At 61.7% G+C, this 22,787-nt stretch carries 21 protein-coding genes; 7 read left to right on the top strand and 14 right to left on the bottom strand.

The window, feature by feature from the left end; genetic code table 11:
- Window positions 1–573 carry a CoA-binding protein gene (locus CLV85_RS10785; protein ID WP_100389629.1) on the top strand — a complete coding sequence of 191 codons (573 nt, stop codon included), beginning with the start codon at window positions 1–3 and terminating at the stop codon, window positions 571–573.
- Window positions 574–672: 99 nt separating this feature from the next.
- Window positions 673–1,017: an HNH endonuclease gene (locus tag CLV85_RS10780; RefSeq protein WP_100389628.1), complete on the top strand. Its 345-nt coding sequence runs from the start codon at window positions 673–675 to the stop codon at window positions 1,015–1,017.
- 25 nt (window positions 1,018–1,042) lie between these two features.
- On the opposite strand, the gene CLV85_RS10775 is transcribed toward CLV85_RS10780, so the two are convergent.
- The gene (locus tag CLV85_RS10775; RefSeq protein WP_100389627.1) at window positions 1,043–2,995 is read right to left on the bottom strand and encodes a thioredoxin domain-containing protein; all 1,953 of its coding nucleotides are present in this window, start codon (window positions 2,993–2,995) and stop codon (window positions 1,043–1,045) included.
- 11 nt (window positions 2,996–3,006) lie between these two features.
- Here CLV85_RS10775 and CLV85_RS10770 point away from each other — a divergent pair, with 11 nt between their 5' ends.
- A complete protein-coding gene (locus CLV85_RS10770) occupies window positions 3,007–3,774 on the top strand; it encodes an MBL fold metallo-hydrolase (RefSeq protein WP_100389626.1) in 768 nt (255 codons plus the stop codon).
- A 410-nt stretch (window positions 3,775–4,184) separates the two neighbouring features.
- On the opposite strand, the gene CLV85_RS10760 is transcribed toward CLV85_RS10770, so the two are convergent.
- Complete coding sequence (locus CLV85_RS10760; RefSeq protein WP_147433370.1) at window positions 4,185–4,469, bottom strand: hypothetical protein; 285 nt, start codon at window positions 4,467–4,469, stop codon at window positions 4,185–4,187.
- Window positions 4,470–4,656: 187 nt separating this feature from the next.
- Between CLV85_RS10760 and CLV85_RS10755 the strand changes: the two genes are divergently transcribed.
- Both CLV85_RS10755 and CLV85_RS10750 read left to right on the top strand, forming a co-directional pair.
- Window positions 4,657–5,232, top strand: coding sequence for a helix-turn-helix domain-containing protein (locus CLV85_RS10755; protein ID WP_157847493.1), 576 nt, complete (start codon window positions 4,657–4,659; stop codon window positions 5,230–5,232).
- Window positions 5,233–5,234: 2 nt separating this feature from the next.
- On the top strand, window positions 5,235–5,816 hold the full coding sequence (locus tag CLV85_RS10750; protein ID WP_100389622.1) for a hypothetical protein: 582 nt from the start codon (window positions 5,235–5,237) through the stop codon (window positions 5,814–5,816).
- 84 nt (window positions 5,817–5,900) lie between these two features.
- Here the strand turns inward: CLV85_RS10750 and CLV85_RS13495 are convergent, their stop codons facing one another.
- The 11 genes from CLV85_RS13495 to CLV85_RS10695 all read right to left on the bottom strand — a co-directional run bounded on the left by CLV85_RS13495 (window position 5,901) and on the right by CLV85_RS10695 (window position 16,802).
- Complete coding sequence (locus CLV85_RS13495; RefSeq protein ID WP_205030374.1) at window positions 5,901–6,692, bottom strand: DUF6984 family protein; 792 nt, start codon at window positions 6,690–6,692, stop codon at window positions 5,901–5,903.
- Window positions 6,693–6,768: 76 nt separating this feature from the next.
- The gene (locus tag CLV85_RS10740) at window positions 6,769–7,638 is read right to left on the bottom strand and encodes a hypothetical protein (protein WP_100389621.1); all 870 of its coding nucleotides are present in this window, start codon (window positions 7,636–7,638) and stop codon (window positions 6,769–6,771) included.
- Window positions 7,639–7,659: 21 nt separating this feature from the next.
- Window positions 7,660–8,103, bottom strand: a complete 444-nt coding sequence (locus tag CLV85_RS10735) for a hypothetical protein (protein WP_100389620.1) — start codon at window positions 8,101–8,103, stop codon at window positions 7,660–7,662.
- 164 nt (window positions 8,104–8,267) lie between these two features.
- Window positions 8,268–9,098: an aldo/keto reductase gene (locus CLV85_RS10730; protein WP_100389619.1), complete on the bottom strand. Its 831-nt coding sequence runs from the start codon at window positions 9,096–9,098 to the stop codon at window positions 8,268–8,270.
- Between the two features lie 71 nt (window positions 9,099–9,169).
- Window positions 9,170–10,312, bottom strand: a complete 1,143-nt coding sequence (locus CLV85_RS10725) for a bifunctional 2-methylcitrate synthase/citrate synthase (protein WP_100389618.1) — start codon at window positions 10,310–10,312, stop codon at window positions 9,170–9,172.
- A gap of 49 nt (window positions 10,313–10,361) precedes the next feature.
- Entirely contained in the window at window positions 10,362–11,267 is a 906-nt protein-coding gene (gene prpB / locus CLV85_RS10720; RefSeq protein ID WP_100389617.1) for a methylisocitrate lyase, read from the bottom strand.
- Entirely contained in the window at window positions 11,267–12,760 is a 1,494-nt protein-coding gene (locus CLV85_RS10715) for an MmgE/PrpD family protein (protein ID WP_100389616.1), read from the bottom strand. Before CLV85_RS10715 ends, prpB begins: the two co-directional genes overlap by 1 nt.
- Window positions 12,761–12,771: 11 nt before the next feature.
- Window positions 12,772–13,443 (bottom strand): GntR family transcriptional regulator, encoded by a 672-nt coding sequence (locus CLV85_RS10710; protein ID WP_100389615.1) that lies wholly within the window; start codon window positions 13,441–13,443, stop codon window positions 12,772–12,774.
- A 130-nt stretch (window positions 13,444–13,573) separates the two neighbouring features.
- Window positions 13,574–14,530: an NAD-dependent epimerase/dehydratase family protein gene (locus tag CLV85_RS10705; RefSeq protein WP_100389614.1), complete on the bottom strand. Its 957-nt coding sequence runs from the start codon at window positions 14,528–14,530 to the stop codon at window positions 13,574–13,576.
- Entirely contained in the window at window positions 14,527–15,486 is a 960-nt protein-coding gene (locus CLV85_RS10700; RefSeq protein WP_100389613.1) for a bile acid:sodium symporter family protein, read from the bottom strand. The genes CLV85_RS10705 and CLV85_RS10700 overlap by 4 nt, the downstream gene beginning before the upstream one ends.
- Entirely contained in the window at window positions 15,483–16,802 is a 1,320-nt protein-coding gene (locus tag CLV85_RS10695) for a flavin-containing monooxygenase (protein WP_100389612.1), read from the bottom strand. The genes CLV85_RS10700 and CLV85_RS10695 overlap by 4 nt, the downstream gene beginning before the upstream one ends.
- Window positions 16,803–16,998: 196 nt before the next feature.
- On the opposite strand from CLV85_RS10695, the gene CLV85_RS10690 reads away from it, so the two are divergent.
- Window positions 16,999–19,317: a glycosyltransferase family 2 protein gene (locus tag CLV85_RS10690; RefSeq protein WP_100389611.1), complete on the top strand. Its 2,319-nt coding sequence runs from the start codon at window positions 16,999–17,001 to the stop codon at window positions 19,315–19,317.
- Window positions 19,314–20,909, top strand: coding sequence for a chitinase (locus tag CLV85_RS10685; protein WP_100389610.1), 1,596 nt, complete (start codon window positions 19,314–19,316; stop codon window positions 20,907–20,909). Before CLV85_RS10690 ends, CLV85_RS10685 begins: the two co-directional genes overlap by 4 nt.
- A gap of 78 nt (window positions 20,910–20,987) precedes the next feature.
- Here the strand turns inward: CLV85_RS10685 and CLV85_RS10680 are convergent, their stop codons facing one another.
- The gene (locus CLV85_RS10680) at window positions 20,988–22,661 is read right to left on the bottom strand and encodes an ABC transporter ATP-binding protein (RefSeq protein ID WP_100389609.1); all 1,674 of its coding nucleotides are present in this window, start codon (window positions 22,659–22,661) and stop codon (window positions 20,988–20,990) included.
- Between the last annotated feature and the right edge of the window lie 126 nt (window positions 22,662–22,787).

Below are 22,787 nucleotides of genomic sequence, written 5' to 3'. Positions count from 1 at the left end.
ATGTCGACCGAAGAACTGCAGACCACCCAGCTCAGCAACGGGCTCACGTGCGATCTGCCCGCCAGCTCGCCGCTCGCCAAACTGCTCAAGTCGCAGCGAAGCTGGGTGGGGCCGGATGCCAAGAAGCGTGCCGCCATTCTGCGCGGTGCGAAGTCGATCGCGATCGTTGGGGCCTCCCCCAATCCCTCGCGTTCGAGCTATTTCGTGGGCACCTACCTGTTGCAGTCGACCGATTACCGCGTGTACTTCGTGAACCCCAACGCCGATACAATCCTCGGCGAGAAGGCGTATCCCGACCTGGCATCGCTGCCCGAAGTGCCCGACATTGTGGATGTCTTTCGCAAAGCCAGCGACATCCCCAGCGTGATCGACGATGTGCTCGCCATCGGCGCGAAGGCTGTGTGGGTGCAGCTCGGCATCTGGAACGAAGAAGCCGCCGTCTACGGCGAATCGCAGGGGCTCACCATCGTCATGGACCGTTGTCTTAAGGTCGAGCACGCACGCTTCAACGGTGGCCTCAACCTCATGGGCTTCGATACCGGGGTTATCTCGTCGCGTCGCGCGGGGCGCTAGGCGCGGTCGTTGCGTGGCGCTGGGCGCGGTCGTCGCCTTCGTTGCATGGCGCGCGCCAGTCGCTGCCGTAGCGCACCAGCAGTGCACTAACTTAGCCGTATGGCTGTAGCGCACACTCGACGGGCGCGTGCTGCACGACGCCGCAAACGTCGAGTTGACGCCGCCGACAACAACCTCACCGCTGAGCAGTGGGAAGAGCTCAAGCGCGAGTGGGGCGGCTGCGCGTATTGCACCGCCACCGACGCTGCGCTTCAGAAAGATTGCGTGCAGCCCATCTCGCGCGGCGGCAGCTACACCGTCGGCAACGTCGTTCCCGCCTGCGGCTCGTGCAACGCGAGCAAAAGCAACAGCGAAGTGACCTCCTGGATGCGTCGCAAACGCCTCGACGAGCGCGCCTTCCTCACGCAGTACGTGCACGTGCGGCAGGCGCTCGGAATTCTGTAGCTCACCCGCGTGACGTTGTCGACCGTTAGTTCGCGCCCAGCAATGCTCGCAGCGCAGGCGCATCAGTGAGCGGTAAGCGGCACACAAACTCTTCACACAGGTACGCCGTCGGTGCGCCGCCGGTCGCGGTGCGAGCAGCAAACAGCTCAAAACCGGATGCCGCAAAAGCGTCGGCCTGAGCCTGCGAGACCGCAACGCCAATGCCTCCAGCGCGGTGCAGCGTGCGGGCCAGACTCGTGAGCTCGCCGCCCGTTGCGGCGCTTCCGTCGGAGGTGCCGCCAGCCGCACCGGCTGCAGCGTCGGGGACAACAGCGTTCGCCCCATCCGCCGTCACGACGACGAGCTGGCGAAGCGGCGCACCGAGCTCCGACATGAGGGTGAGGGCGGTTCCGAACGAGATCGGTTGCTGGGCTGCGAGTTGGCCGACCAACTTCATGGAAGCCTCGGCGGCATCCCGGTACTGGGCATCGCCGGTGAGAGCGAAAAGGGTGTGAGCGGCGGCGGCCATGGCGCTGAGGCCGCTCGGGTGGGCTCCGTCACTGATGTCAGCTTCGGTCGACAGACCCTGCGCGGCGAGCACGGAGTCGCTGCCGCCGGGGAGGCCGAAGGGTGAGCTTCCTGAGCCTGCCGCGCCCGCGGCGAGCGCTCCGTCGACGAGGTCGCGGGCGGCGAGCGCGTAGCGAACCTCGCCGGTAGCGATCGAGAGTTCGAGCAGCCCTTGGGCGAGCATTCCGCTGTCTTCAAGGGTTGCGGCCGCGTCGGAGAGAATGCCGTCGATCGAGGTGCGCACGAGCCGCCCAACTGCTGCGTCCGAACCTCCACCGCCAACACCCACGTGCTCAGCCAGCAGAAAGTCAGCGGCACCGCGGGCCAGCGCGATCCACTCGGCGTTGCCATAACGAGCGCCTGCCAAGGCGAGCGCTTCGATGGCGAGACCGTTCCAGCCGGTGAGGATCTTGTCGTCGCGGGGCGGGGCTTCGACGCGGGCGCGGCTCGCGGCATCCAACGAATAGTAGAAGCCTTCGACACGTTTGCCGTCCACCGTGCTCTCGGAGTCGAGACCTGATGCGAATGCTCCTGAGGGCAGCAACAATTGGTCGCGTAAGAACTCGGCGACGCCCGTCGCGATCTCAGCCGAGTCGGCGAGCGCATACGCGGCAAGCAGTTGGGCGTTGTCGTAGAGCATGCGTTCGTAGTGCGGGTCGGTCCAGTCGGCCTGGGTGGAGTAACGGAAGAAGCCGCCATCTACCGGGTCGCGCAGGGCGGATGCCGCCATCGCCGTGAGCGTGCGGTCAGCGAGCCCGGCTGCCTCGGGCGAGTGTTCGGCGGAGCGGGCGCCGCGATCGAGAAGGAACCGCAGCACCGGCGTGACCGGAAATTTGGGGGCGTCGCCGAATCCGCCATGGTCAAGATCTTCGGCGGCAGCGAGCGCATCGATTACGGGCGCGAAGTCGGCGACGAGCTCACTCTCGACGGCACGACTCTGGGCAAGCGCTTGGGCAATCGCAGCCCCGCTGGTCTCCACTTGCTCACGCCGCGCCGTCCACGCCTCCGTCACCGATTCGAGCACTTGCCGGAATGCCGGATGCTGCCCCACAGCGGTCGGCGGCCAGTAGGTGCCGGCAAAGAATGCTCGCCCCGCGGGCGTAACGAACACGTTGAGCGGCCAGCCCAGGTTGGGCGTGAAGGCGGATGCCGCCGCCAGATAGGTGGAGTCCACTTCGGCGTGCTCTTCGCGGTCGACTTTAATCGCCACGAAGTTCTCGTTGAGGTAGCCGGCCAGCACGGAGTCACTGAAGGATTCGCGCGCCATCACGTGACACCAGTGGCACGTGGAGTAGCCGATGGAGACGAGCACAGGCACATCGCGGCGTTCCGCTTCGGCAAAAGCTTCGGCAGACCACTCCCACCAGTCCACCGGATTGGTGGCGTGTGATCTCAGGTACGGGCTCGCAGCAGTTTCCAGACGATTGGGCATAGTCTCAGAGTATGTCGAAGTTGACCGTGACCTACATTGGCGGCCCCACCGCGTTGCTCGAATATGCGGGATTACGCATCGTGACTGATCCCACATTCGATGCCCCGCAGCTTTACCCCGACGAGGGCGGTGTGCCGCTCACGAAGACGGCGGGTCCGGCGCTGAGCCGAGCGGATGTTGGCACTGTCGACCTCGTGTTGCTGTCGCATCACGAACACCAAGACAACCTCGACTACGAGGGACTCGAACTTCTCGCCACTGGTGTGCTGACGATCAGCACCATGAAGGCGGGCTCAGACCTCTTCGGCGGCGGCGTTGTCGGTCTCGACTCGTGGGAATCCCGTGAAGTCGGTGCCGTGACCGTCACCGCTGTGCCGGCCCTGCATGGTCCTCCCGGTTCTGAGGCCCGGCTCGGCCCGGTCACCGGATTCGTACTGCAGGCCGAGGGCGAACCCACCATCTACGTCAGCGGCGACAACGCGTCCCTGCCACTCGTGCAGCAAATTGCCGACCGCTTTCCCGACATCAGCATCGCCGTACTCTTCGCTGGTGCTGCCCGCATCTCCGCGGTCAACGGGCCTCTCACGTTAACTTCAGCGGATGCCGCAGAAGCCGCCCGCATTGTGGGCGCCACCCATGTGGTCGGCCTCCACACCGAAGGCTGGGAACACTTCACCGAAACCCGTGCCGACCTCGAAGCTGCGTTCGCGGGGACCGGGTTGCTCGTGGAGACGCCGCCCGGGGTTGCGGTGGAGGTAGGGCCTTCGCCGGTCGAATAACGACGTCCCGTTTAACTCGTCACGGGAGCCCTCGCTACATGCCCAAGAAGACAAACACAACGCCGGCCAGGAGAGACAGCATCCCCAACGCTCCCCAGACCACCGCGAAGACAACTGATATCCGGTGCCACCTACGGTCGGGCATCCGGCGCGCAAACCAAGTCCAACCCAATTTCTCGAAACGCTTGCGACTCTTGCGCGCGTAAGTTTCTCGTTGGGTCCAGGTGTATGTGGCAGCAAACAGCAACAACATGCCGAGAAATAGAAACCCTTGGGCATTAGTTGCCGGGATCGGAGCCCCTGAACCTGACGCTAGTAGTTCCATGACCATCCGATTCCAGGGAAACACCCCCGATGAGAAATATACTCACTATTCGCACGTCGAGACCCCCCCCAGCCGATGAGCGTCTTCAGTGAATGAGCGAGATCACTGCGATCTCGTCGGGCCCACGTCGATAGATTCCGGCGTCGTACTCGTCTGAAGGGTTGATGTGCTTGCCATCCTCGGGCTCCAGCAGCTCTCGGCGCTTCGTCGAGTTCGCGGTGATGTCGCTCACGTCTCGATCGCGCTGGAGAAGCACCCGCTTCACGCCAGGTCGCTCCACAAATTCGGAGAGCGCGCGGCCGTTGCTATAGCCCAACGAGGTATCGAACTCCCAGCGAAGGCCACTCTCGTCGACGAGTGCCATGGCCATCATCCGCACCTTAGGTGGAGATTTCTGCCCGCGTTTGCTCATGTTGCCTCCTGCGCTCGAGTCTAGCGACGAGCGATCTCGGCAGCGATCGTGGACAGCCCAGCGAGCGGGAGCATCCGAAATTACCTGACCTTACCAAAATATGTTTTCCAAGCTATATTTAGAAGCAAGAAGGGCGGTGATCACTATGGCGAATGCATCCACGTTGATCCGGGCAGCCCGAAAAAGTCGTCGCCTAACCCAAAAGCAGCTCGCTTCCCGCTCATCGATCGATCAGGGCAGCGTTTCCCGCTCAGAACGAGGGCGCGATGCAAGCTTCGACACGATTGACCGCCTCCTAGCTGGAGCGGGGCACCGGTTGTATTCCGCCCCCACTCGCCGGGACGACGCAGCAACCGCCGCCACCGAAATCCGTCACCAGCTCGCTGCCGGCGACAAAGACAGGGCGCTTCGGGCCTTGCTGCAGCTCAACGACAACCTTGTGGCCGAGCACGGACTGGTTCGCGGAGTCCTTGGGCTTGCCGAGCCCGAGTCGACTCGCGACCCGGTGTGGGATGCCGCACTAGCAGCGCTTGTAGCGTGGCGACTCGCAGACGAGGGCATTCCTCTGCCGCAGTGGGTTGATCTCCCCAACCGGTTCCTCAGCAAACACCGAGCTCTTGACGTGGATCCCGCAGACCCTGTTGCTCCCCTCGCAGATGTCCCCGCCGAGTTCTCTAAACGCGGCGTTCTTGCGTGGCGTGACACGTTCGAGAGCGTGTAATCGTGGCAACCACTCTCGACAGGGATGACATCATCACCGGATTGCGTGAACTCATTGCGGAGCTACGCGCGGAGGGCGAAGTGGCAGGAATCCGGTTGGTTGGCGGAGCCGCCCTCTCGTTGCGCTATTTCGACCGCGGGACCACCCAAGATCTCGATTCACTGCACGTTCGCCCGGGGAGTGATGCTGCGGTCGCCTCCGCCGCCGCCCGCGTTGCGCAACGCCACGATTGGGACCCCACTTGGCTCAATTTTGAAGTCACCAAAGTGGATGCTCTGCCGACCCTCGGCCGCGCTGTTGAATGGGACACGATCTATGATCGCGACGACATCGTGATTCAGGTCGCATCCAAAGAGGCACTCTTGGCGATGAAACTGCGCGCCAACCGCCCCGGTCGCGACACCCGCGACATCCGACTACTCCTGAGCTTGTGCGAGATCAGCTCCCTCGAGGACGCTGACGAGTTGTACGAGGATTTCTACCCGGGTGACAGCCTCGACCCCCGAGCGATATCAATGGTGACCGCGATACTTGCCGATGGAAAAAGCGATACCCCCGTGCAACCAAAGCCGATCAACTTCTAGAGCTACTCCAGCGTTGTCTCCGTTAATCTGAACGCTCGCTCGACACCTTCGAACCTTGTGACACTAAGTGCCCCGGTTGGCCTCTTACCGAAACGTTTGCGGGATTTCTCGCAGTGTCGAAAAATCACCTTTGAACACGTCGAGCTCAGATAGCTCACCGAACTGATCCACGTTCAATGTGGCGGAAACCCACATACCGTCAACATCAAAGAAGGTTACCTCCGCTACTTGATCCTCGAAACGTCGTTCGAGCGAAGGAGGGCCGATCGCCAAGCTGCCCATACCCCCATCGTTCATTGGTGCAACGATCAGCTCAGAGAGGGTGACAAGCGAACCCGAGAACCGCGGGGCTCGTTCGACCAAAGCACGCAAAAGCCGCAGCTCTGCCTCGGTCGGGGATCGATAGCTTTCCGGCGAAGGACTAACAAACTTTGATTGAGTTGCGGCGGCCTGCGAGGATCGCATCCGCGACCAGAAGCCGAACCACACGACACCAACAACGGCAAAGGTGATCGGCAGCCACGTGGGGAACGTGGTGCCGAGGGACTCGCTCATAAACCAGGTCGAGAGCAGTGCGGCTGCCAGCAGGAAGGTGCTCGAGCCCAATGCCATCGTGGTGCTGTTGAGACGGTCGCCGGTGCTGAGGATGGCACGGAGGCCAAGCCCTACAGCGACCGACACCAGCCCTACGATGCTTCCGCCGATGATCCCGAAGAATAGCGATGCAGGCAGGAACCTCGTGAATGACTCAGTTCCCCAGTACTCGCTGAGGAGGGCAAGCGCAAAAACCGCCCCAGCGACTGCTCCGAACAGCGATCCGTAGAGCGCAACGACCCACGGGCCTACGTTGAGCGTTCGTCGGATTCCGCGGATCATTCACTCAATGTAGCGGCAGCAGGCTCCAGAGCGAAGCATCCGGAGGCGCGAATCACCGCCGTCCTCACTGGCGTACTTATGCAGGCTGCTCGAAACGAGCCCACGGGCCGTCCGCGGCGACGCGTGAGGCAATGTGAGGTTGGTGGCCATCGCTTTCCCACCCCGAGGGATGCTGAATGGGTACATCAATCGCGAGCACGTGGAACAACTCGCGGCGGGCAACATTCTGAAGGTGCGCCGGAGCCCACTCGATGTCGAGGTCGCGAACGGTTGCGACTCCGAAGGCGTCTTGGGCTACAAAAACTTCGTCTTCGCCATCGGGGCCTCCGCCCGCAATGCTGATCTCCCACATGCGCTCAGCTCGGGGAAAGAGCTTGACCAGATTGGAAAAGACGTACTGCCCTCGATACTCACCGGCGCGACAGACGCCCACCGTAGGAAGCAATGGAATAGAAAAATCCACCCGATCTCTATCACTCACGGGAACGAACGTCGACGTGTCAGAGTCGGCCGCCGGAACCGTTCGACGCCGGAACACCCGCCGACATGATTCATCGACCGAGAGCGAGAGAGGGAGCGGTATCGAGCCATCGCCAGTGTCGATGACAACAGACGGCAGCCGGAACAGTCGCGATGTTCGAGCACTCCAGTGGCCAGAAAAGTACGCCAACGCAGCGTTGACATACTTCTCCAGATACTCGCGAGCATCATCATTAGTGGCTAAGTCATCCGCTACAACATGCGCCAGCCTGCCCGGGATCTCCAACTGGAACCAACCGCCCATCCCCACGGAAACGATCGCGTACTCATCGCGGTTCGACAGCGAGGTGAGCTGGAGAAAAGTCTCATCGTGCGGGTGCACTCCCCCAATACCGACCTCGGCGTGGACGCCGTCAGTCGATGCCGCCAGCTCTTTGAGGAACGTGAGGAGAGAAGTCCGGTCCATGCTGCCTCTTTCGTGGGGGCGCTATTGAGCCGGAAGTTCTCGAGCGTCGTGCAATTCGACATCGCCGTTCGCAGACACGACTTCAAGAAGCACGCGCCAGTCGCCGCCGTTGCGTTCTATAACGGCTGGCCGCCCCTGGGTCATGTCAAGCACATCATCTTCAGTGAGGGTGACACCGTATTCGTCAGCAGCCCAGCCCTGCACTGCGGTGGTGTATTCCGCGAACGCCGCTGAATGACGTTCCTCGAAGCTTTCTGCCGCAGCCACGAGGCCAAGCGCGCTTGCCGCTCCCGCAGCAACGGCCAGCACGGTGAGCGCGAAAGCACGAAGTCGAAACTTGCGGCCGGGGCCAGCGAACCAGTACAGCACCGCGATCACAGCGATGCCAAAAGTCGCTATCGCACCCAGAAACGGAACAAACGCCCACCCCTCAGTGGGGCTCTGATAGAGACCGGGGTTTGTCATGACTCTGGTCCTCGCCGCTCGATGTGTTTTGTAGCACCCGGATGAAATAAACCGAGCAACACTCTGTGAGCGTCTAGCGTACCAGCGCCTCAACGACAGAGGCCGGCATCCACACACCGAAGTGAGTAGGGATGCCGGCCCCTGTGCGAAGCGCGAAGCGAGCTTTAGAAAGTAGCCTCGTCGGGATTCGTGCCCACGCGCTGGTCACGGTCGATCGCGTCTATAGAAGCCATCTCATCCGCCGACAGTTCAAACCCGAAGACGTCGAAGTTTTGAGCCATACGCTCGCGCGAGTTCGACTTCGGGAACACGATGATGCCGCTCTGCAGGTGCCAACGGATCGCAACCTGAGCCGGTGAAACACCGTGTGCTTCGGCGGCAGTCTGCAGTGCCGTCTCGCTGAACAGGTCGTACTTACCCTGACCCAGCGGGCCCCACGCCTCAGTGTGGATGCCAAGTTCGGCACCATAGGCGCGCAGCTCGCGCTGAGCGAAAGCGGGGTGAAGTTCGATCTGGTTCACTGCGGGAACCGTTTCACTGCCCGCGAGAATCTTCTCGAGGTGCGGGCGGTGGAAGTTGCTGACACCAATCGAGCGCGTCTTACCTTCAGCCTTGATGTCTTCCATCGTGAGCCACGTCTCGAGGTAGCGGTCGAGGTCGGGGCGAGGCCAGTGGATGAGGTACAGATCCACATAGTCAAGGCCCAGCTTTTCGAGGCTGAGATCCATGGCATCGCGAGCAGAGTCTGTGCCCTGGTCGCTGTTCCACAGCTTCGTCGTGATGAAGATTTCTTCACGCGGGATGCCCGAGGCCTTGATGGCGTTGCCAACGCCCTGCTCGTTGCCGTAGATCATGGCGGTGTCGAGGTGGCGGTAGCCAACCTCGAGCGCGTCGGTGACGATGCGCTCGGTTTCTGCGGGGTCAACCTTGAAGACTCCGAACCCGAGCTGCGGGATGGAATTGCCGTCGTTGAGTTCAATCTGGGGAACAGTCATTTCCCCATCTTGCCACTCACGACTGACGATTCCACCCGCGCGGCTCAAGCTCCTAGCGAACGTGCAAACTTCTAGCCGATGTGGCGCTCGTCCACTCCCGAATACGCAGCGAGGGGGCGGATGAGGGCGTTCGAAGCAGCCTGCTCCATGATGTGAGCGGTCCAGCCGGTGATTCGCGCCGCGACGAACAGCGGCGTGAACATGTCGGTGTCGAAGCCCATGAGGTTGTAGGCCGGGCCACTCGGGTAGTCGAGGTTCGGCTTGATGTTCTTGCGGCTCGTCATGGCCGTTTCGAGGGTTTCGTAGAGTTCCATCATGTCGGGGCGGTCATACTCAGCAATAAGAGTTTCGAGCGCTGCTTTCATGGTGGGCACTCGCGAGTCACCGTTCTTGTAGACGCGGTGACCGAAGCCCATGATCTTGCGCTTCTCGGCGAGTGCTGTCTCGAGCCATGTCTCGGCGTTTGCGGCGGTGCCGATCTCGTCGAAGACGTGCATGACGGCCTCATTCGCGCCACCGTGCAACTGGCCCTTGAGCGCACCAATTGCTGCCGTAACCGCGCTGTAGAGGTCACTCAGCGTGCTCGTGACGACACGGGCGGTGAAGGTCGAGGCGTTGAAGGAGTGCTCGGCGTACAGAATCATCGACACATCGAATGCGTTGACGACAACGAGGTCAGGCACCTCACCGAAGGTCATATGCAAGAAGTTGGCCGAATAGCTGAGGTCGTCACGCGGCTCCACGAGCTCCTGGTCGCGACGGCGGCGCTGGTCGTAGGCAATGATCGCCGGCAGCTTCGCCAAGAGGGTCAGCGAGCGCTGCTGATTGAGTTCTTCGTCGATCATGCTGGCGGGGTCGGTGAGGGTGTCGTCAATGGCACCGATCACGCTGACGGCGCTGCGCACGACATCCATCGGATGCGCGGTGAGCGGCAACTCGTCGATCACACGCTTGGTGTGCGCGTCGAGGTGACGCTGCGCACGCTCGGAGGCTTGGAATGCCTCCAGCTGCTCGCCGTTCGGCAACTCACCGTGCCACAGCAGGTAGGCAACCTCTTCGAAGGTGCACTTCTCGGCCAGCTCTTGCACGGGGTAACCGCGGTAGAGCAGCGAGTTCGTTTCGGGGTTCACCTTAGAAATCGCGGTGGTGTCTGCGATGACCCCGGCTAGGCCCTTGCGGATCTCATTTTCGGGGGTTCCGTTTGAGTCAGTCATGTTGCTCCTCGGTTGTGTCTATCGAGTCAAGAGTGGTGAAAACAGTCAGCTAAAAGTGGTTATCGAGAGTGAAGTTGAACACCGACGAATCGAAAGAGTTGTAGCTCTCGTAGTCGAGGAGTTCGTAGAGGCGGGCCCTCGTCTGCATCTCACCAACAACAGACTGCTGAGTACCGTCGGCGTTGATCGCATCGAGGGTGCGCTCTGCAGCACCCATGGCACTACGCAACAGGGTTACGGGATAAATAACAATGTTTACGCCGATATTGCTCAATTGTGTTGTTGTAAAAAGTTCGCTCTTTCCGAACTCTGTCATATTCGCGAGGATCGGAACATCCACGGCATTGCGCATCGCCTCAAACTCACCAAGGTCTTTCATCGCCTCAGGGAAGATCGCGTCGGCACCCGCATCAACGAGCTGCTTGGCGCGGTCCATCGCAGCATCCAAACCATCAACGGCACGGATGTCGGTGCGAGCCATGATCAACAGGTTCGGATCGCGGCGCGCGTCGACTGCCGCACGGATGCGCTTGAGGGCAGTATCCGTGTCGACAACCGCTTTGCCATCGAGATGTCCACAGCGCTTCGGGTTGACCTGATCCTCGATGTGGAGCCCGGAGACTCCGGCATCTTCGAGGGTCTGCACGGTGCGAGCCACGTTCATGGGCTCGCCGAAACCGGTGTCGGCGTCAACGAGCGACGGGAGGTCGGTCATCCGCGAAATCTGCTGCGAACGACCAGCTACCTCGGTGAGAGTCGTCAGACCGATGTCGGGCAACCCCAGATCGGCGCTGATGACAGCGCCCGAAATGTAGACGCCGTCAAAGCCCTTGTCTTGGATCAGGCGAGCACTCAGCGGGTTGAACGCACCGGGCACGCGCAGCAGTTCGCCGCTCGCGAGTCGCTCGCGAAACTGGGCACGCTTGGTTGCTGGATCGGTGGAGGCGTACAACATTAGAAGATTCCTTTGGCGGTGATGGCGGGAAAGTTGCCGCGCACGGTCAGCTCTCCGAGTTCGGATGCCTTCAGCTCGGGCAAGCGTTCGGCGGCAGCCAAGAAGCGTTCGATTTCGTCACTCGCGAGCACGCCATCCGCGAGGGTGCGGAACTTGGAGACGTACTGAGCGCGAGCGAAGGGGCGAGCACCGAGCGGGTGAGCATCCGCGACGGCGATTTCTTCAACAATGCGGCTACCGTCGGTCAATTCGATCTCGACGCGACCACCAAATGCCTTCTCGGCGGGGTCGATCGAGTGGTAGCGACGTGTCCACTCGGCGTCTTCTTCTGTGGTCACGCGCTTCCACAGCGCCACCGTGTCTGGGCGGTTGGCGCGCTCAGGCGCGTAGCTGCGCACGTGGTGCCATTCCTTATCTTGCAGAGCAACAGTAAAGATGTACGGAATGGAGTGGTCGAGCGTTTCGCGGCTCGCGTTGGGGTCGTACTTTTGCGGGTCGTTGGCTCCGGAACCGATCACGTAATGCGTGTGGTGGCTCGTGTGCAGCACGATGCGGTTGATGTTCTCTTCAACCAGTTCAGGATGCTCGCGCCCGAGCTTGCGGGCGAGGTCGATCCACGCCTGCGCCTGATACTCGGCCGAGTGCTCCTTCGTGTACGAGTCGAGGATCGCGGTGCGCGGCTCCCCCAGCTCAGGCAGCGGAACTTCGTAGTGCGCGTCTGGACCGTCGAGCATCCACGCAATTACGCCGTCTTCACCTTCATAAATCGGGGTGGGGCTGGTCTGGCCGCGCATGGCACGGTCGACGGCTTCGACGGCCATCTTGCCGGCGAAAGCGGGAGCGTGTGCCTTCCACGTTGAGATCTCACCCTTGCGCGACTGGCGCGTGGCGGTGGTCGTGTGGAGCGCCTGGCCGACAGCCTGGAAGATTGTTTCGGTGTCGAGACCGAGGAGGGTTCCGATGCCAGCGGCGGCGCTCGGGCCGAGGTGGGCAACGTGGTCGATCTTGTGCTTGTGCAGGCAGATCGCCTTCACGAGGTCGATCTGAATCTCGTAGCCGGTGACGATGCCGCGCAGTAGATCGGCACCCGTGCGGCCAGCGTGCTGAGCCACGGCCAAGATCGGCGGAATGTTGTCACCGGGGTGCGAGTAGTCGGCGGCCAAGAAAGTGTCGTGGTAGTCGAGCTCGCGCACGGCAACGCCGTTCGCCCAAGCTGCCCACTCCGGGCTGACGCGCTCGTCGGAGCCAAACACGGTAGCTCCTGGCGTGTACGGGTGGCGCTCGGCCTGCGCCCGAGCAGCAACAACCGGCGCCCGGGTGAGGGATGCGGTGGCAACAGCAGCGTTGTCAATCACACGGTTGATGACCATGTCGGTCACGGCATCCGTGGGTTCGAGCTGTTCTGCAGCTATGGCTGCGATCTTGTGGGCGAGTTGGTCTTCGCGAGCGAGGTTCTCGTCGCTGCGGTAAACGCGGAGGGCGTGGTCTTTCACAGTGGAGCCTTTCAATTGGCGGCGCGCAGCGGAGAATCTGCGGCCATGGCTAATGCGCTCGTGAGCGCGTGATGGAGGTGAACATGAGTGGCGTGCGCGGCAAGCTCAGCGTCGCGAGCGACGATGGCTTGCACGATAAGAAGGTGTTCACGAGCGGCTGCGGCAAGTCGCTCGGGGTTGTCTTTGGCGAGGCGACGCACGCGCACGAGATGGGTGCGTAGCGAGTTCAGCGCGCCCGTGAGGTAGTCGTTGGCGACCGCATCGTCCACGGCGCTATCGAAACGGCGCACGAGATCGAAGTATGCACTGCGGTCGCTATCGTCGCGCGCCAACAGCTGGGGCACGGCCTCGAACTCGCGCTCGAGATCGGCAAAAGTGCTGCCGGTGTGGTGCTCGGCAGCCAAGCGCACGGCCTTCACTTCGAGGGCCTTGCGCACGTCAAAGAGTTCGCGGATGTTGTCGACCGACACGTCGGTGACCACAAGTCCCCGACCGGATTGGCTTGCCACCAGCCCATCCGTCATGAGCCGCGACAGCGCCTCGCGCAGCGGGGTGCGGGAGACCCCGAGCCGCGCCGCTTGCTCGACTTCGCCCAGAATCGTGCCGGGAGCGAGCCGCCATTCAACGATGTCGTCGCGCAGCGCTTGGTAGGCGCGATCGCTAGCTCTGAGTGGTGTTGCCATGCGCACCTCCTGAGCCAGCGGACCCAGCGCAAGGGCGAGAGACCCCAAAACGCGAGTTTGTATACAAGAACTTCAGTCTAGGCTCGATCTAGAAGAAATCAAGCCAAATTCTCGGTGAAATGTATACAGATCAGCGCAGTGCACGAGCCTCGAGGTAAGCGGCGAATGCTTCCCGGCTCGTTTTGCTCGGGGTGAAGCCGAAGGTGTTCTTGAGCGCAGTGTTGTCGAGCACGGGCCGATACAGCAGAAAGTTGACCTGAGCAGGCTTGTGGGGCGTGAGCTTGAGGGCGTGGCCAATGCCCAACGCCACAGTGAACAACCACGGCGGAATCACAAACATCTTCTTGCCGAGCGCGCTCGCGATCTCCGCGACCGTCATCTTGCCGTTTCCCGCGACGTTGAAAATCCCGGCCGGGCCACCACTGGCGGCACGCACCATGACCTCGACAACGTCATCCACCCAGACGAACACAAACGGGCTGTCTGAGCCAGCGAGCTTCAGCACACGTCGGGTCTCCCACAATGCCGTGATCTGATTGTCGACCGCCGGGCCCAAGATGGTGCCGATACGAAACACTGTCTGCGTCAGTTGCGGTGCCGTTTCGCGCAACTCGGCCAGCATCTCTTCGACCATGCGCTTGTGACGGCTATATGGAAAGTCATCATTGCCACGAATGGGGTCGCTCTCAACAATCCACTCAGCATTATTCGGGTGGTAACCGTAAGCCGCACCACTCGACGACACGACCACGCGCGAGACTCCAGCCGCAACGCAGGCGTCGAACACGGCGCGCGAACCCTCAACGTCGACCGCAAATTCTTGAGTGACCGTGGTGCTCTTGCCCGGGTTCACGATGGAAGCCAGATGAACGACGGTGTCGATCTCGTGGCGACGCAACAGCTCGGGCAGGTCAGGGGCATCCGTCACGTCAACGCGTTCGTACAGCACCCCCGGCAGTCGCACGCCAGGGCTGGGAGCTCGAATATCGGCGCTGACCACGCATTCAATCGCGTCGGATGCAGCCAACCCTGCCACTACCGAGGTGCCCAAGAATCCGGTGCCACCCGTCACAAGAACTCGACTCACGCGTGTGCCTCCGCTTCGTTTGCTGAGCTACCGGAATTCGGCCCCGAGCTGTCTGTGGCACCCCGTGCCTTGCGGCGACCCCACCAGGTCGCCAGTGCGAGCCCGGCGATGATGTCCCAGATACCCCACCATCCCGCAACAACGGCCATTCCGCCAAGTCCCCCAAAGAAGGTGAACACCAATCCCAACCCCAGCCCCGCATTGCGAATTCCCACTTCAAAGGTCACCGCTTTGGCTTCGTAGAGCGCCAGACCTCCAAGACGCGCACTGGCGTAACCAAGGCCGAGCGCAACGGCGTCGTGCAAGAAGACAGCCAGCAAGACAACGCCAACGTAGGAAATGAAGAATGCGAAGTTACCGGCAAGCGCCGCGATGATGAACCCCAGCAGTGCCAGCAGGCTGATCCATTTCACGGTGGGCTGCACCTTCTTGGCGAATGCCGGCCAGCGGTTCTTGATCGCGAAACCGAGCACGAACGGCAGCCCAATAATCAGAACGATCTCCAGCAGCATCTGCCAACCGTTGAGACTGACATTTTCAAGGATCGCGGATGCTGTGGGGTGCCAGCCTCCCCACAGCGACAGGTTCACCGGCAACATGACGATGTAAATCACGTTGGTGACCGCCGTCATCGAGACCGAGAGAGCAACGTTGCCCCGCGCTCGATAGGTGAGAACCTGGGAAATATTTCCCGGCGGACAACACGCAACCAGAATCATCCCGAGCGCAATAGAGGGCCCGACCTGCAGCAGTAGCGTGAGTCCGAATGTGACGGCGGGCAAGAGCACGAGCTGAGCAACAAGGGAGATCGCGAAGGCGCGGGGAGCTTTCAATACCGCTCGAAAGTCGTCGATGCTCGTATCGAGGGCGATGCCGAACATGATGAGGCCGAGCACAATGCTCAGCGCGATGAGCGAGCCCGGACTGAAGTTGAGCAGCGCATCATCGATGGTCATGACTGTTCCTTAATGTCGCGTGCCTTACGGGTAAGGGCCTCACGAGCGCGCCGCACTGCGCGCCGATAGGCATCCTTATTGACGTAGTACGACATGCGTTCCAGCGCCAAATACTTGTAGCCGCCGGTGAGATCGGGCCACGGTTGTTCAACCTGCGCGCGAAAGTGCGCCGCAGCCCGGGGAGCTTCGTCTTGAGCGGCGAGGTAGGCCGCGAGCAGTTCCGCTTGTTCGTACCGGCCCTGCCACCCAATGCCACTGGCCTCAATCATTCCCATGACATAAAGACCATTGAAGCTGGGCGGGAAAATGTTGAGATAGAGCTCGGGGGCGAGGGAAGACCAATTAAGGTGCTCACGGTCAACAAAGGGGTAGTCCAAGGAGTAACCGGTAGCCAAGACAATGAGGTCGTAATCGGCTTCCGTGCCGTCGGTGAAGTGCACGGTATTGCCCTCGAAGCGCTCCGGCGCGGGCACCACTCGCAGGTCGCCCTGGCCGAGGTGCCCCAGCACTAGCGTGTTCACGATGGGGTGCGACTCATAGATCTTGTAGTCCGCGGGCGGAAAACCGAACTTCACCGGGTCACCCGTAAAGGCCTTCAGCACGCGCGTGTCGATGAACTGCTTAATCTTCGCCGGCAGCGGTCGGCCCTGGTTCAGGGTGTCCGCTGGTTTGCCGAACAGGTAGCGCGGCACGAAGTAGTACCCCCGCCGCACACTCAGGTCAATGCTGTTGGCGTGGTGCACCGCATCCACCGCAATATCGCAGCCGCTGTTGCCTGCGCCCACAACCAGCACCCGCTTGCCCGCAAAGATGCGAGCTTTCTTGTACTCACTCGAATGAATGATCTGACCAGCAAATTCTCCCTCAAACTGCGGGATGCTGGGGTGAGCCAAAGTGCCGTTAGCCAAGATCACGCCGTCGAATCGTTTCGTTCGCGGCACATAGCCGCGCGTCACGCTCGTGACATCCCAGCCGCCATCGTCGGTGGGCTCGAGCCGTTCTACCGTGGTGTTGAAGAGAAAGTTCTCACCCAGATCGAAGCGATCGCTGTACGCCCGAAAGTACTTGCGCAGTTCACGATGGCTTGGGTAGTCGGCAGTCGACTGCATCGGCAGTTCGCGAAACTCGGTCGTCGTGCGCGAGGAAATGAGGTGCGCAGATTCGTACATTGTGCTGCGCGGGTTATCGATGTTCCAGAGGCCTCCGACGTCGGCCGCGGACTCGAATCCGACGTACGCAATGCCTGCCTTATCGAGTGCGCGGGCAGCAGCAAGTCCTGAAGGACCAGCGCCAATGATGGCGATGGTGCGAGGCATCCATTCCTCCCCCGGGTGAACAACGTTATTCAAGGCGTTTCCGCAGCTTACTAGACCGCTTTTGGCGAGTAGACCAATTAGTCGTCCCGTAGCATTTTCTTGCAAAGACTAGGCCCAGTACTAATACTGGGCGTGCAAGATACCCGACGGCGATTACCCGAAAATCGCCGATCTTGCACAAGGGGACCTAACCATCATGCCCAAAAATCCTATGGTTGCGCCTGCCCGGCGTCGCCAATGGGGCGCTGAATCACGCCTCGAACCGCTGCCCACCGTTCATCCCGCGCCGAGCGATCGCACCATCGCGCTCGCTCGCCTAGCGATTGTCGCCACCGTTGTCTTTTGGCTGACGTACGTGATCTATACGATCCTGCGTCAGTTCATCAACAACGGCACCGAGAGCTTCCGCTTCACGGCAGAAGCAGTGTCGTACCTGATCGTGGTGACGTTCTTGACGTTCTCCGCGCTCATGTACTTGATTGCACGCCACGGCGCCTACCAGCGCTTCCGGGCGCACGCTCGAGTGCCGCGTGCCGAACTCGACCGCCACTTTGCTGACAATCAGGGTTCCATCACCGTGCTGGTCCCCAGCTACAGCGAAGAGCCGGATGTCGTTCGCGCCACTCTCTGGTCAGCCTGTCTCCAGGAGTACCCGAGCCTCAGCGTGGTGCTCTTGCTCGACGACCCGCCCTTCCCCAGCGATCCGGATGCCGCAGCACAGCTGTCGAAGTCACGGTTGCTGACAGAACAGATCCAGTCTGAGCTCGCAGTACCGCGTGCACGCTTTATCGGGGCGCTCTCGGCCTTCGAGCAGCGTCTCGAGCAGAAGCGCCCCCTGGGGCTCTCCGAGGTCAACGATCTTGCCGACGAGTATCGCTGGGCCGCCATTTGGCTTCAGACCAAGGCCGAGAACGAACAGCGCATCGATCACGTCGATGAGTTTTTCGTATCGCAGGTTCTGTTGGGGCTTGCGGACGAGTTGCAGCTCACCGCGGATGCTCTGGGCGCAGCCCTCAACGAGCGCATGGTTCCGCCGGCAGCACGACTGCACGAGCTCTACCGCCGTCTCTCGCGCACCTTCGACGCCACGCTCTCGACATTCGAACGCAAGCTTTACGCCTCGGTCTCGCACGAAGCGAATAAGGCGATGAACCTCAACGCGTACATCGGCCTCATGGGCGGCAACTACCGCCCCGAAGAGACTCCCGATGGAACGGTGTTGCGCCCCGTCGCACGCGCCGAAGCTGGCGACCTCTCTATTCCCGATTCGGAATACCTCCTCACGCTCGACGCCGACTCGCTGCTGCTGCGCGATTACTGCCTGCGCCTCGTCTATCTGCTCGAGCAAAAAGACAACGCTCGCGTTGCCGTAACGCAGACGCCGTATTCCTCCTTTCGCGGAGCAAGCACGCGCATCGAGCGTCTTGCCGGAGCCACGACCGACCTGCAGCACATCCTTCATCAGGGCAAGTCCTACTACGGTGCAACCTTCTGGGTGGGCGCCAACGCCGTCATCCGCAAGGCAGCTCTGGATGACATTGTCGAGACCGAAACCGAGGGCGGCTTCACCGTCAAGCGCTTCGTTCAAGACCGCACGGTCATCGAAGACACCGAATCGAGCATCGACCTGGGTGCCCACGGTTGGACGCTCGTGAACTACCCCGAGCGCCTCAGCTACAGCGCGACTCCGCCCGACTTCGGCTCGCTCGTTGTTCAGCGTCGCCGCTGGGCGAACGGTGGATTGCTGATCATGCCGAAGCTGCTGCGCCAAATGCGCGAGCGTCGCGCTCGGGGCGAAACGGTGCAGTGGACCGAGTTCTTCTTACGCGTGAACTACATGACCTCGATCGCGTGGGCCAGCTTCGGCCTCGTGTTCCTGCTCGCATACCCCTACGACAGCCGTCTGCTCAGCCCGGTTGTGCTGCTTGCCGCTGTTCCCTACTTCTTGTCGATGGGAGCCGACCTGCGCTACTGCGGGTACAAGTTCACTGACATCTTCCGAATCTACGGCTTCAACCTGATTCTGTTGCCCGTGAACCTTGCCGGTGTCATCAAGTCCATTGAACAGGCCATTACGAGCAAGAAGATTCCGTTCGCGCGCACGCCCAAGGTGCGCAACCGCACGGCGACCCCGCTGCTCTACGTAATCTCGCCCCTCATCATCATCGGTTTCTCGGCCTTCACGTTCTGGCGTGACCTCAACGCCGAGAACTGGGGCAACGCCGCCTTCGCCGCGTTCAACACGGTTCTCGCCGGCCTCGCGCTCGTCTCCTACATCGGCATTTGGAACACCGTGGTCGACATCTGGCTGGGTGTCACACGCCCGCTTTTCGTCGAGCGTGGCCCCAAGAAATCGAAGAAGAAAGAGAGCACCGCCCCCGAGCCGACAACGCTCGACTGGCGCTCGATCCTGTACTACGGCGACGACAGCGGAGTGCACTCCAAGGTGCGCGACTCCATTGTTTTCGCCGAAATGCTCCCGCCCGTTGACGAAGCAAGAGAGGTGCGATCATGAGTTCCGCAACCCACCGACTCTCCTTCTGGCGACTAGTTATCGCTGCGATCGTAGCGATCGCTGTCGCCTCCGGAGGCATGTTTGCCTACCAAGCCTGGGCATCCACCCAGGCCGCTCCGGCACCCGACCCGTGGTTCGCCGCGTATGTCGATGTCACGGCTACGCCCAGCTACGAGTTCGAATCTGCGACAAGCGAGAGCGGCAAAGAGGTCATGCTGTCCTTCATCGTTGCCGCTACCGATGATGCCTGCACCCCCACGTGGGGCACTGCCTACACAATGGATGAGGCTGCCGTTTCGCTCGACCTTGACCGCCGCATCGCTCGCCTGCAGCAGCAGGGCGGCGACGTCGCTGTCTCCTTCGGCGGGCTCCTCAACGACGAACTAGCGACCGGATGCACCGATCACGACGCTCTCGTCGCCGCCTACAATTCCGTGCTCGACCGCTACGCCTCCACGACGATCGACCTCGATATCGAGGGCGAGAACCTCAGCGACACCGCTGCCGGTGAACGTCGCGCGGCCGCCATCGCGAGCCTGCAGCAGTCGCGTCGTGCCGCTGGCGACGACCTCGCGGTCTGGCTCACGCTCCCCGCTGCCACCTTCGGCCTCACCGAGGATGGCACGACCGCCGTCGCGCAGATGCTCGATGCCGGAGTCGACGTATCAGGCGTCAACATCATGACGATGAACTTCGGCCAGAGTCTTGCCGATGGAGAAACGAGCGGAGAAGCATCCATTCGTTCGCTTCAGGAGACGCACCGCCAGCTCGGTGTGCTCTACGAACAAGCCGGTATTGAGCTCACGGATGCCACGCTCTGGACCAAGCTCGGTGCTACCCCGATGATCGGCCAGAACGATGTCGAGGCTGAGGTCTTCACCATGAAAGACGCCGTTACGCTCAATGAATTCGCGCTTGAGAAGGGCGCAGGGCGCATGTCGATGTGGTCGCTCAACCGCGACACGACGTGTGGCCCCAACTATGCCGACGTCACGCGCGTCTCCGACTCGTGCAGCGGCGTAGCGCAGGGCGACCTGTTCTTCGCCGATGTTCTTGCCGAGGGCTTCGATGGTCACGTCGCGAGTTCAGCCAAGACCATCACGACAGAGGAACCCGCCGACCCGTCGGACTTCGTGGATGACCCGGCAACGAGCCCGTATCCGATCTGGAAAGAAGACGCCAGCTACCTCGCCGGCACCAAGATCGTCTGGCACCGCAGCGTGTATCAGGCCAAGTGGTGGACGCGGGGCGACTTGCCTGACAACCCCGTGCTCAACGCGTGGGAAACCCCGTGGACGCTCGTCGGGCCCGTGCTCGAAGGCGAGTCGCCGGTGGAAGTGCCGACATTGCCCGAGGGCACCTACCCGAACTGGGATGGCACGTCGATTTATGAGGAAGACGACCGTGTGCTCTTCGACGGAGTCCCCTACGAAGCCAAATGGTGGACCCAGGGCGACAGCCCTGCGGCGTTCTCTTCTGACCCCGACGGCTCGCCGTGGGTTCCCCTCACCTCAGACGACATCAAGGCAATCGCCGACACCACCACGAGTGACGAGTCGACGACATTAGCTCCAGCCAGCACGGAACACTAGATTTCCTGTTCCTTGCCCGGTTGGTCACGGGAAGCAGACGGCGGGAATCGGGTTCCCGCCGTCTGCTGAAGTTCCGTATTAGGAGAAGAGCGCTTCCCGCTCACTGCGGCGGCGACGCTGTTCCTCAGGGTCTGGCAGCGGAACGGCTGCGATAAGGCGTTGCGTATATTCCTCTTGGGGATTACGCAGCACTTGATCGCGCGTGCCCTGCTCGACGATCTTTCCGCGGTGCATCACAGCGATGCGGTCGGCAAGAATGTCGATGACGGCCAGGTCGTGGGTCACAAAGAGGCAGGCGAAGCCCAGTTCCTTTTGAAGCTCTTGAAAGAGTTCGAGCACCTTGGCCTGCACCGAGACGTCGAGCGCCGAAGTAGGCTCGTCGGCCACGAGTAGCTTGGGGCTGAGCGCGAGCGCACGGGCGATTCCGACGCGCTGACGCTGACCACCCGAAAGCTCGTGCGGGTAACGGTTACGCATGTGGGCCGAGAGCTGCACGCGGTCGAGCAACAAGCTCACGCGGGCTTCCTCGTCTTTGCGACTGAAGCCGCCACCAAGGCGCATCGGCTCTCCGATGCTCTCGCCGATCGGCATCCGGGGGTTCAAAGAAGAACCCGGGTCTTGAAAGACGATGCCGATGTCACGACGTACGGCGCGCAAGTTGGCCTTGTTGATGCCGACCATATTGGTGCCAACGATGTCGAGCGTGCCTTCCACTGCGGGAAGCAGGCCGACAACCGCGCGACCGATCGTGGTCTTACCCGAGCCGGACTCCCCCACCAAGCCGAGCACTTCACCCTGACGAATCGTGAGGTTGATGTCATCTGCAGCGCGGAATGCGGGAACCCGGCCACGCTTGGGGTATTCGATGGCGACGTTGGTCATCGTCACGACGACCTCACGATCATCCTTCGAGGCGGATGCTTCGCCGGCTTCACCGAGGTGAGGAACCGCTGCGAGCAGTGCCTGAGTGTACGGATGCGTGGCTCCGGCGAACAGCGAGTCTGCTGTTCCCGTCTCCACAACTTCGCCGTCCTTCATGACCATGACGCGGTCGGCGAGGTCGGCAACGACACCCATGTCGTGGGTGATGAGGATGATCGCGCTGTCGAGCTTGGAGCGCAAGTGATGCAGCAGTTCCAAGATCTCAGCCTGCACGGTCACGTCGAGCGCCGTCGTCGGCTCATCAGCGATGAGCACGCGAGGGTCGCACGAGATCGACTGAGCGATCATGGCACGCTGGCGCTGACCTCCCGACAACTGGTGCGGGTACGAGTCGAAAGCCTTTTGCGGGTCGGGAAGCTCCACCATCGCGAGCAGTTCAAGGGCGCGCTTTTTGGCATCCACCCGCAGCATGCCGGCGTTGTGCACTTGAAGCGCCTCCACGATCTGGAACCCGATCGTGTACACGGGGTTCAGCGCCGTCATGGGCTCTTGGAAGATCACGGCGATACCGGCACCGCGCAATTGGCGCAGACGGTGCAGGGATGCTCCGACCAGTTCTTCACCGGCCAGCTTCACGCTGCCCGAGATACGTCCGTTCTCTGGCAGAAGTCCGAGCAGCCCCATTGCGCTCGTGCTCTTACCCGACCCCGATTCGCCCACGATGGCGAGCACTTCGCCACCCTGCAGCGTGTAGCTCACGTTTTTGGCGGCGGTAACCCACTCGCCCTCGACCCAAAAGTCGACACCGAGGTCAGTGACCTCGATCGCGGGAACCTTCGCGGTTGTCTCGGTAGTAGCTGATTCAGTCATCAGGAGTCTCGCCTTTCACCCTGGATGCGTGGCTCTCGTGGGAACATGGTTCCGTGTCGCCAAACTTCACCCTGCACTCGCGATTCGGGCGCGTACTTTCGATTGTTGTCATTGCTGCCTTCGCAG

Origin of the sequence: Salinibacterium amurskyense (assembly GCF_002797685.1) — a bacterium.
GTDB classification, from domain to species: domain Bacteria; phylum Actinomycetota; class Actinomycetes; order Actinomycetales; family Microbacteriaceae; genus Rhodoglobus; species Rhodoglobus amurskyensis.
The sequence above is the reverse complement of the archived record's forward strand: the minus strand, read 5'-3'. Positions and strand labels throughout refer to the sequence as shown.

What these genes read in the sequence shown, in the direction of transcription:
- CLV85_RS10780 (WP_100389628.1), top strand. Translation starts at nt 673, where the DNA reads ATGGCTGTAGCGCACACTCGACGGGCGCGTGCTGCACGACGCCGCAAA.
- CLV85_RS10785 (WP_100389629.1), top strand. Translation starts at nt 1, where the DNA reads ATGTCGACCGAAGAACTGCAGACCACCCAGCTCAGCAACGGGCTCACG.
- CLV85_RS10710 (WP_100389615.1), bottom strand. Translation starts at nt 13,443, where the DNA reads ATGGCAACACCACTCAGAGCTAGCGATCGCGCCTACCAAGCGCTGCGC.
- CLV85_RS10775 (WP_100389627.1), bottom strand. Translation starts at nt 2,995, where the DNA reads ATGCCCAATCGTCTGGAAACTGCTGCGAGCCCGTACCTGAGATCACAC.
- CLV85_RS10690 (WP_100389611.1), top strand. Translation starts at nt 16,999, where the DNA reads ATGCCCAAAAATCCTATGGTTGCGCCTGCCCGGCGTCGCCAATGGGGC.
- prpB (WP_100389617.1), bottom strand. Translation starts at nt 11,267, where the DNA reads ATGTTGTACGCCTCCACCGATCCAGCAACCAAGCGTGCCCAGTTTCGC.
- CLV85_RS10755 (WP_157847493.1), top strand. Translation starts at nt 4,657, where the DNA reads ATGGCGAATGCATCCACGTTGATCCGGGCAGCCCGAAAAAGTCGTCGC.
- CLV85_RS10695 (WP_100389612.1), bottom strand. Translation starts at nt 16,802, where the DNA reads ATGCCTCGCACCATCGCCATCATTGGCGCTGGTCCTTCAGGACTTGCT.
- CLV85_RS10760 (WP_147433370.1), bottom strand. Translation starts at nt 4,469, where the DNA reads ATGGCCATGGCACTCGTCGACGAGAGTGGCCTTCGCTGGGAGTTCGAT.
- CLV85_RS10725 (WP_100389618.1), bottom strand. Translation starts at nt 10,312, where the DNA reads ATGACTGACTCAAACGGAACCCCCGAAAATGAGATCCGCAAGGGCCTA.
- CLV85_RS10700 (WP_100389613.1), bottom strand. Translation starts at nt 15,486, where the DNA reads ATGACCATCGATGATGCGCTGCTCAACTTCAGTCCGGGCTCGCTCATC.
- CLV85_RS10685 (WP_100389610.1), top strand. Translation starts at nt 19,314, where the DNA reads ATGAGTTCCGCAACCCACCGACTCTCCTTCTGGCGACTAGTTATCGCT.
- CLV85_RS10735 (WP_100389620.1), bottom strand. Translation starts at nt 8,103, where the DNA reads ATGACAAACCCCGGTCTCTATCAGAGCCCCACTGAGGGGTGGGCGTTT.
- CLV85_RS10770 (WP_100389626.1), top strand. Translation starts at nt 3,007, where the DNA reads ATGTCGAAGTTGACCGTGACCTACATTGGCGGCCCCACCGCGTTGCTC.
- CLV85_RS10680 (WP_100389609.1), bottom strand. Translation starts at nt 22,661, where the DNA reads ATGACTGAATCAGCTACTACCGAGACAACCGCGAAGGTTCCCGCGATC.
- CLV85_RS10740 (WP_100389621.1), bottom strand. Translation starts at nt 7,638, where the DNA reads ATGGACCGGACTTCTCTCCTCACGTTCCTCAAAGAGCTGGCGGCATCG.
- CLV85_RS10730 (WP_100389619.1), bottom strand. Translation starts at nt 9,098, where the DNA reads ATGACTGTTCCCCAGATTGAACTCAACGACGGCAATTCCATCCCGCAG.
- CLV85_RS13495 (WP_205030374.1), bottom strand. Translation starts at nt 6,692, where the DNA reads ATGATCCGCGGAATCCGACGAACGCTCAACGTAGGCCCGTGGGTCGTT.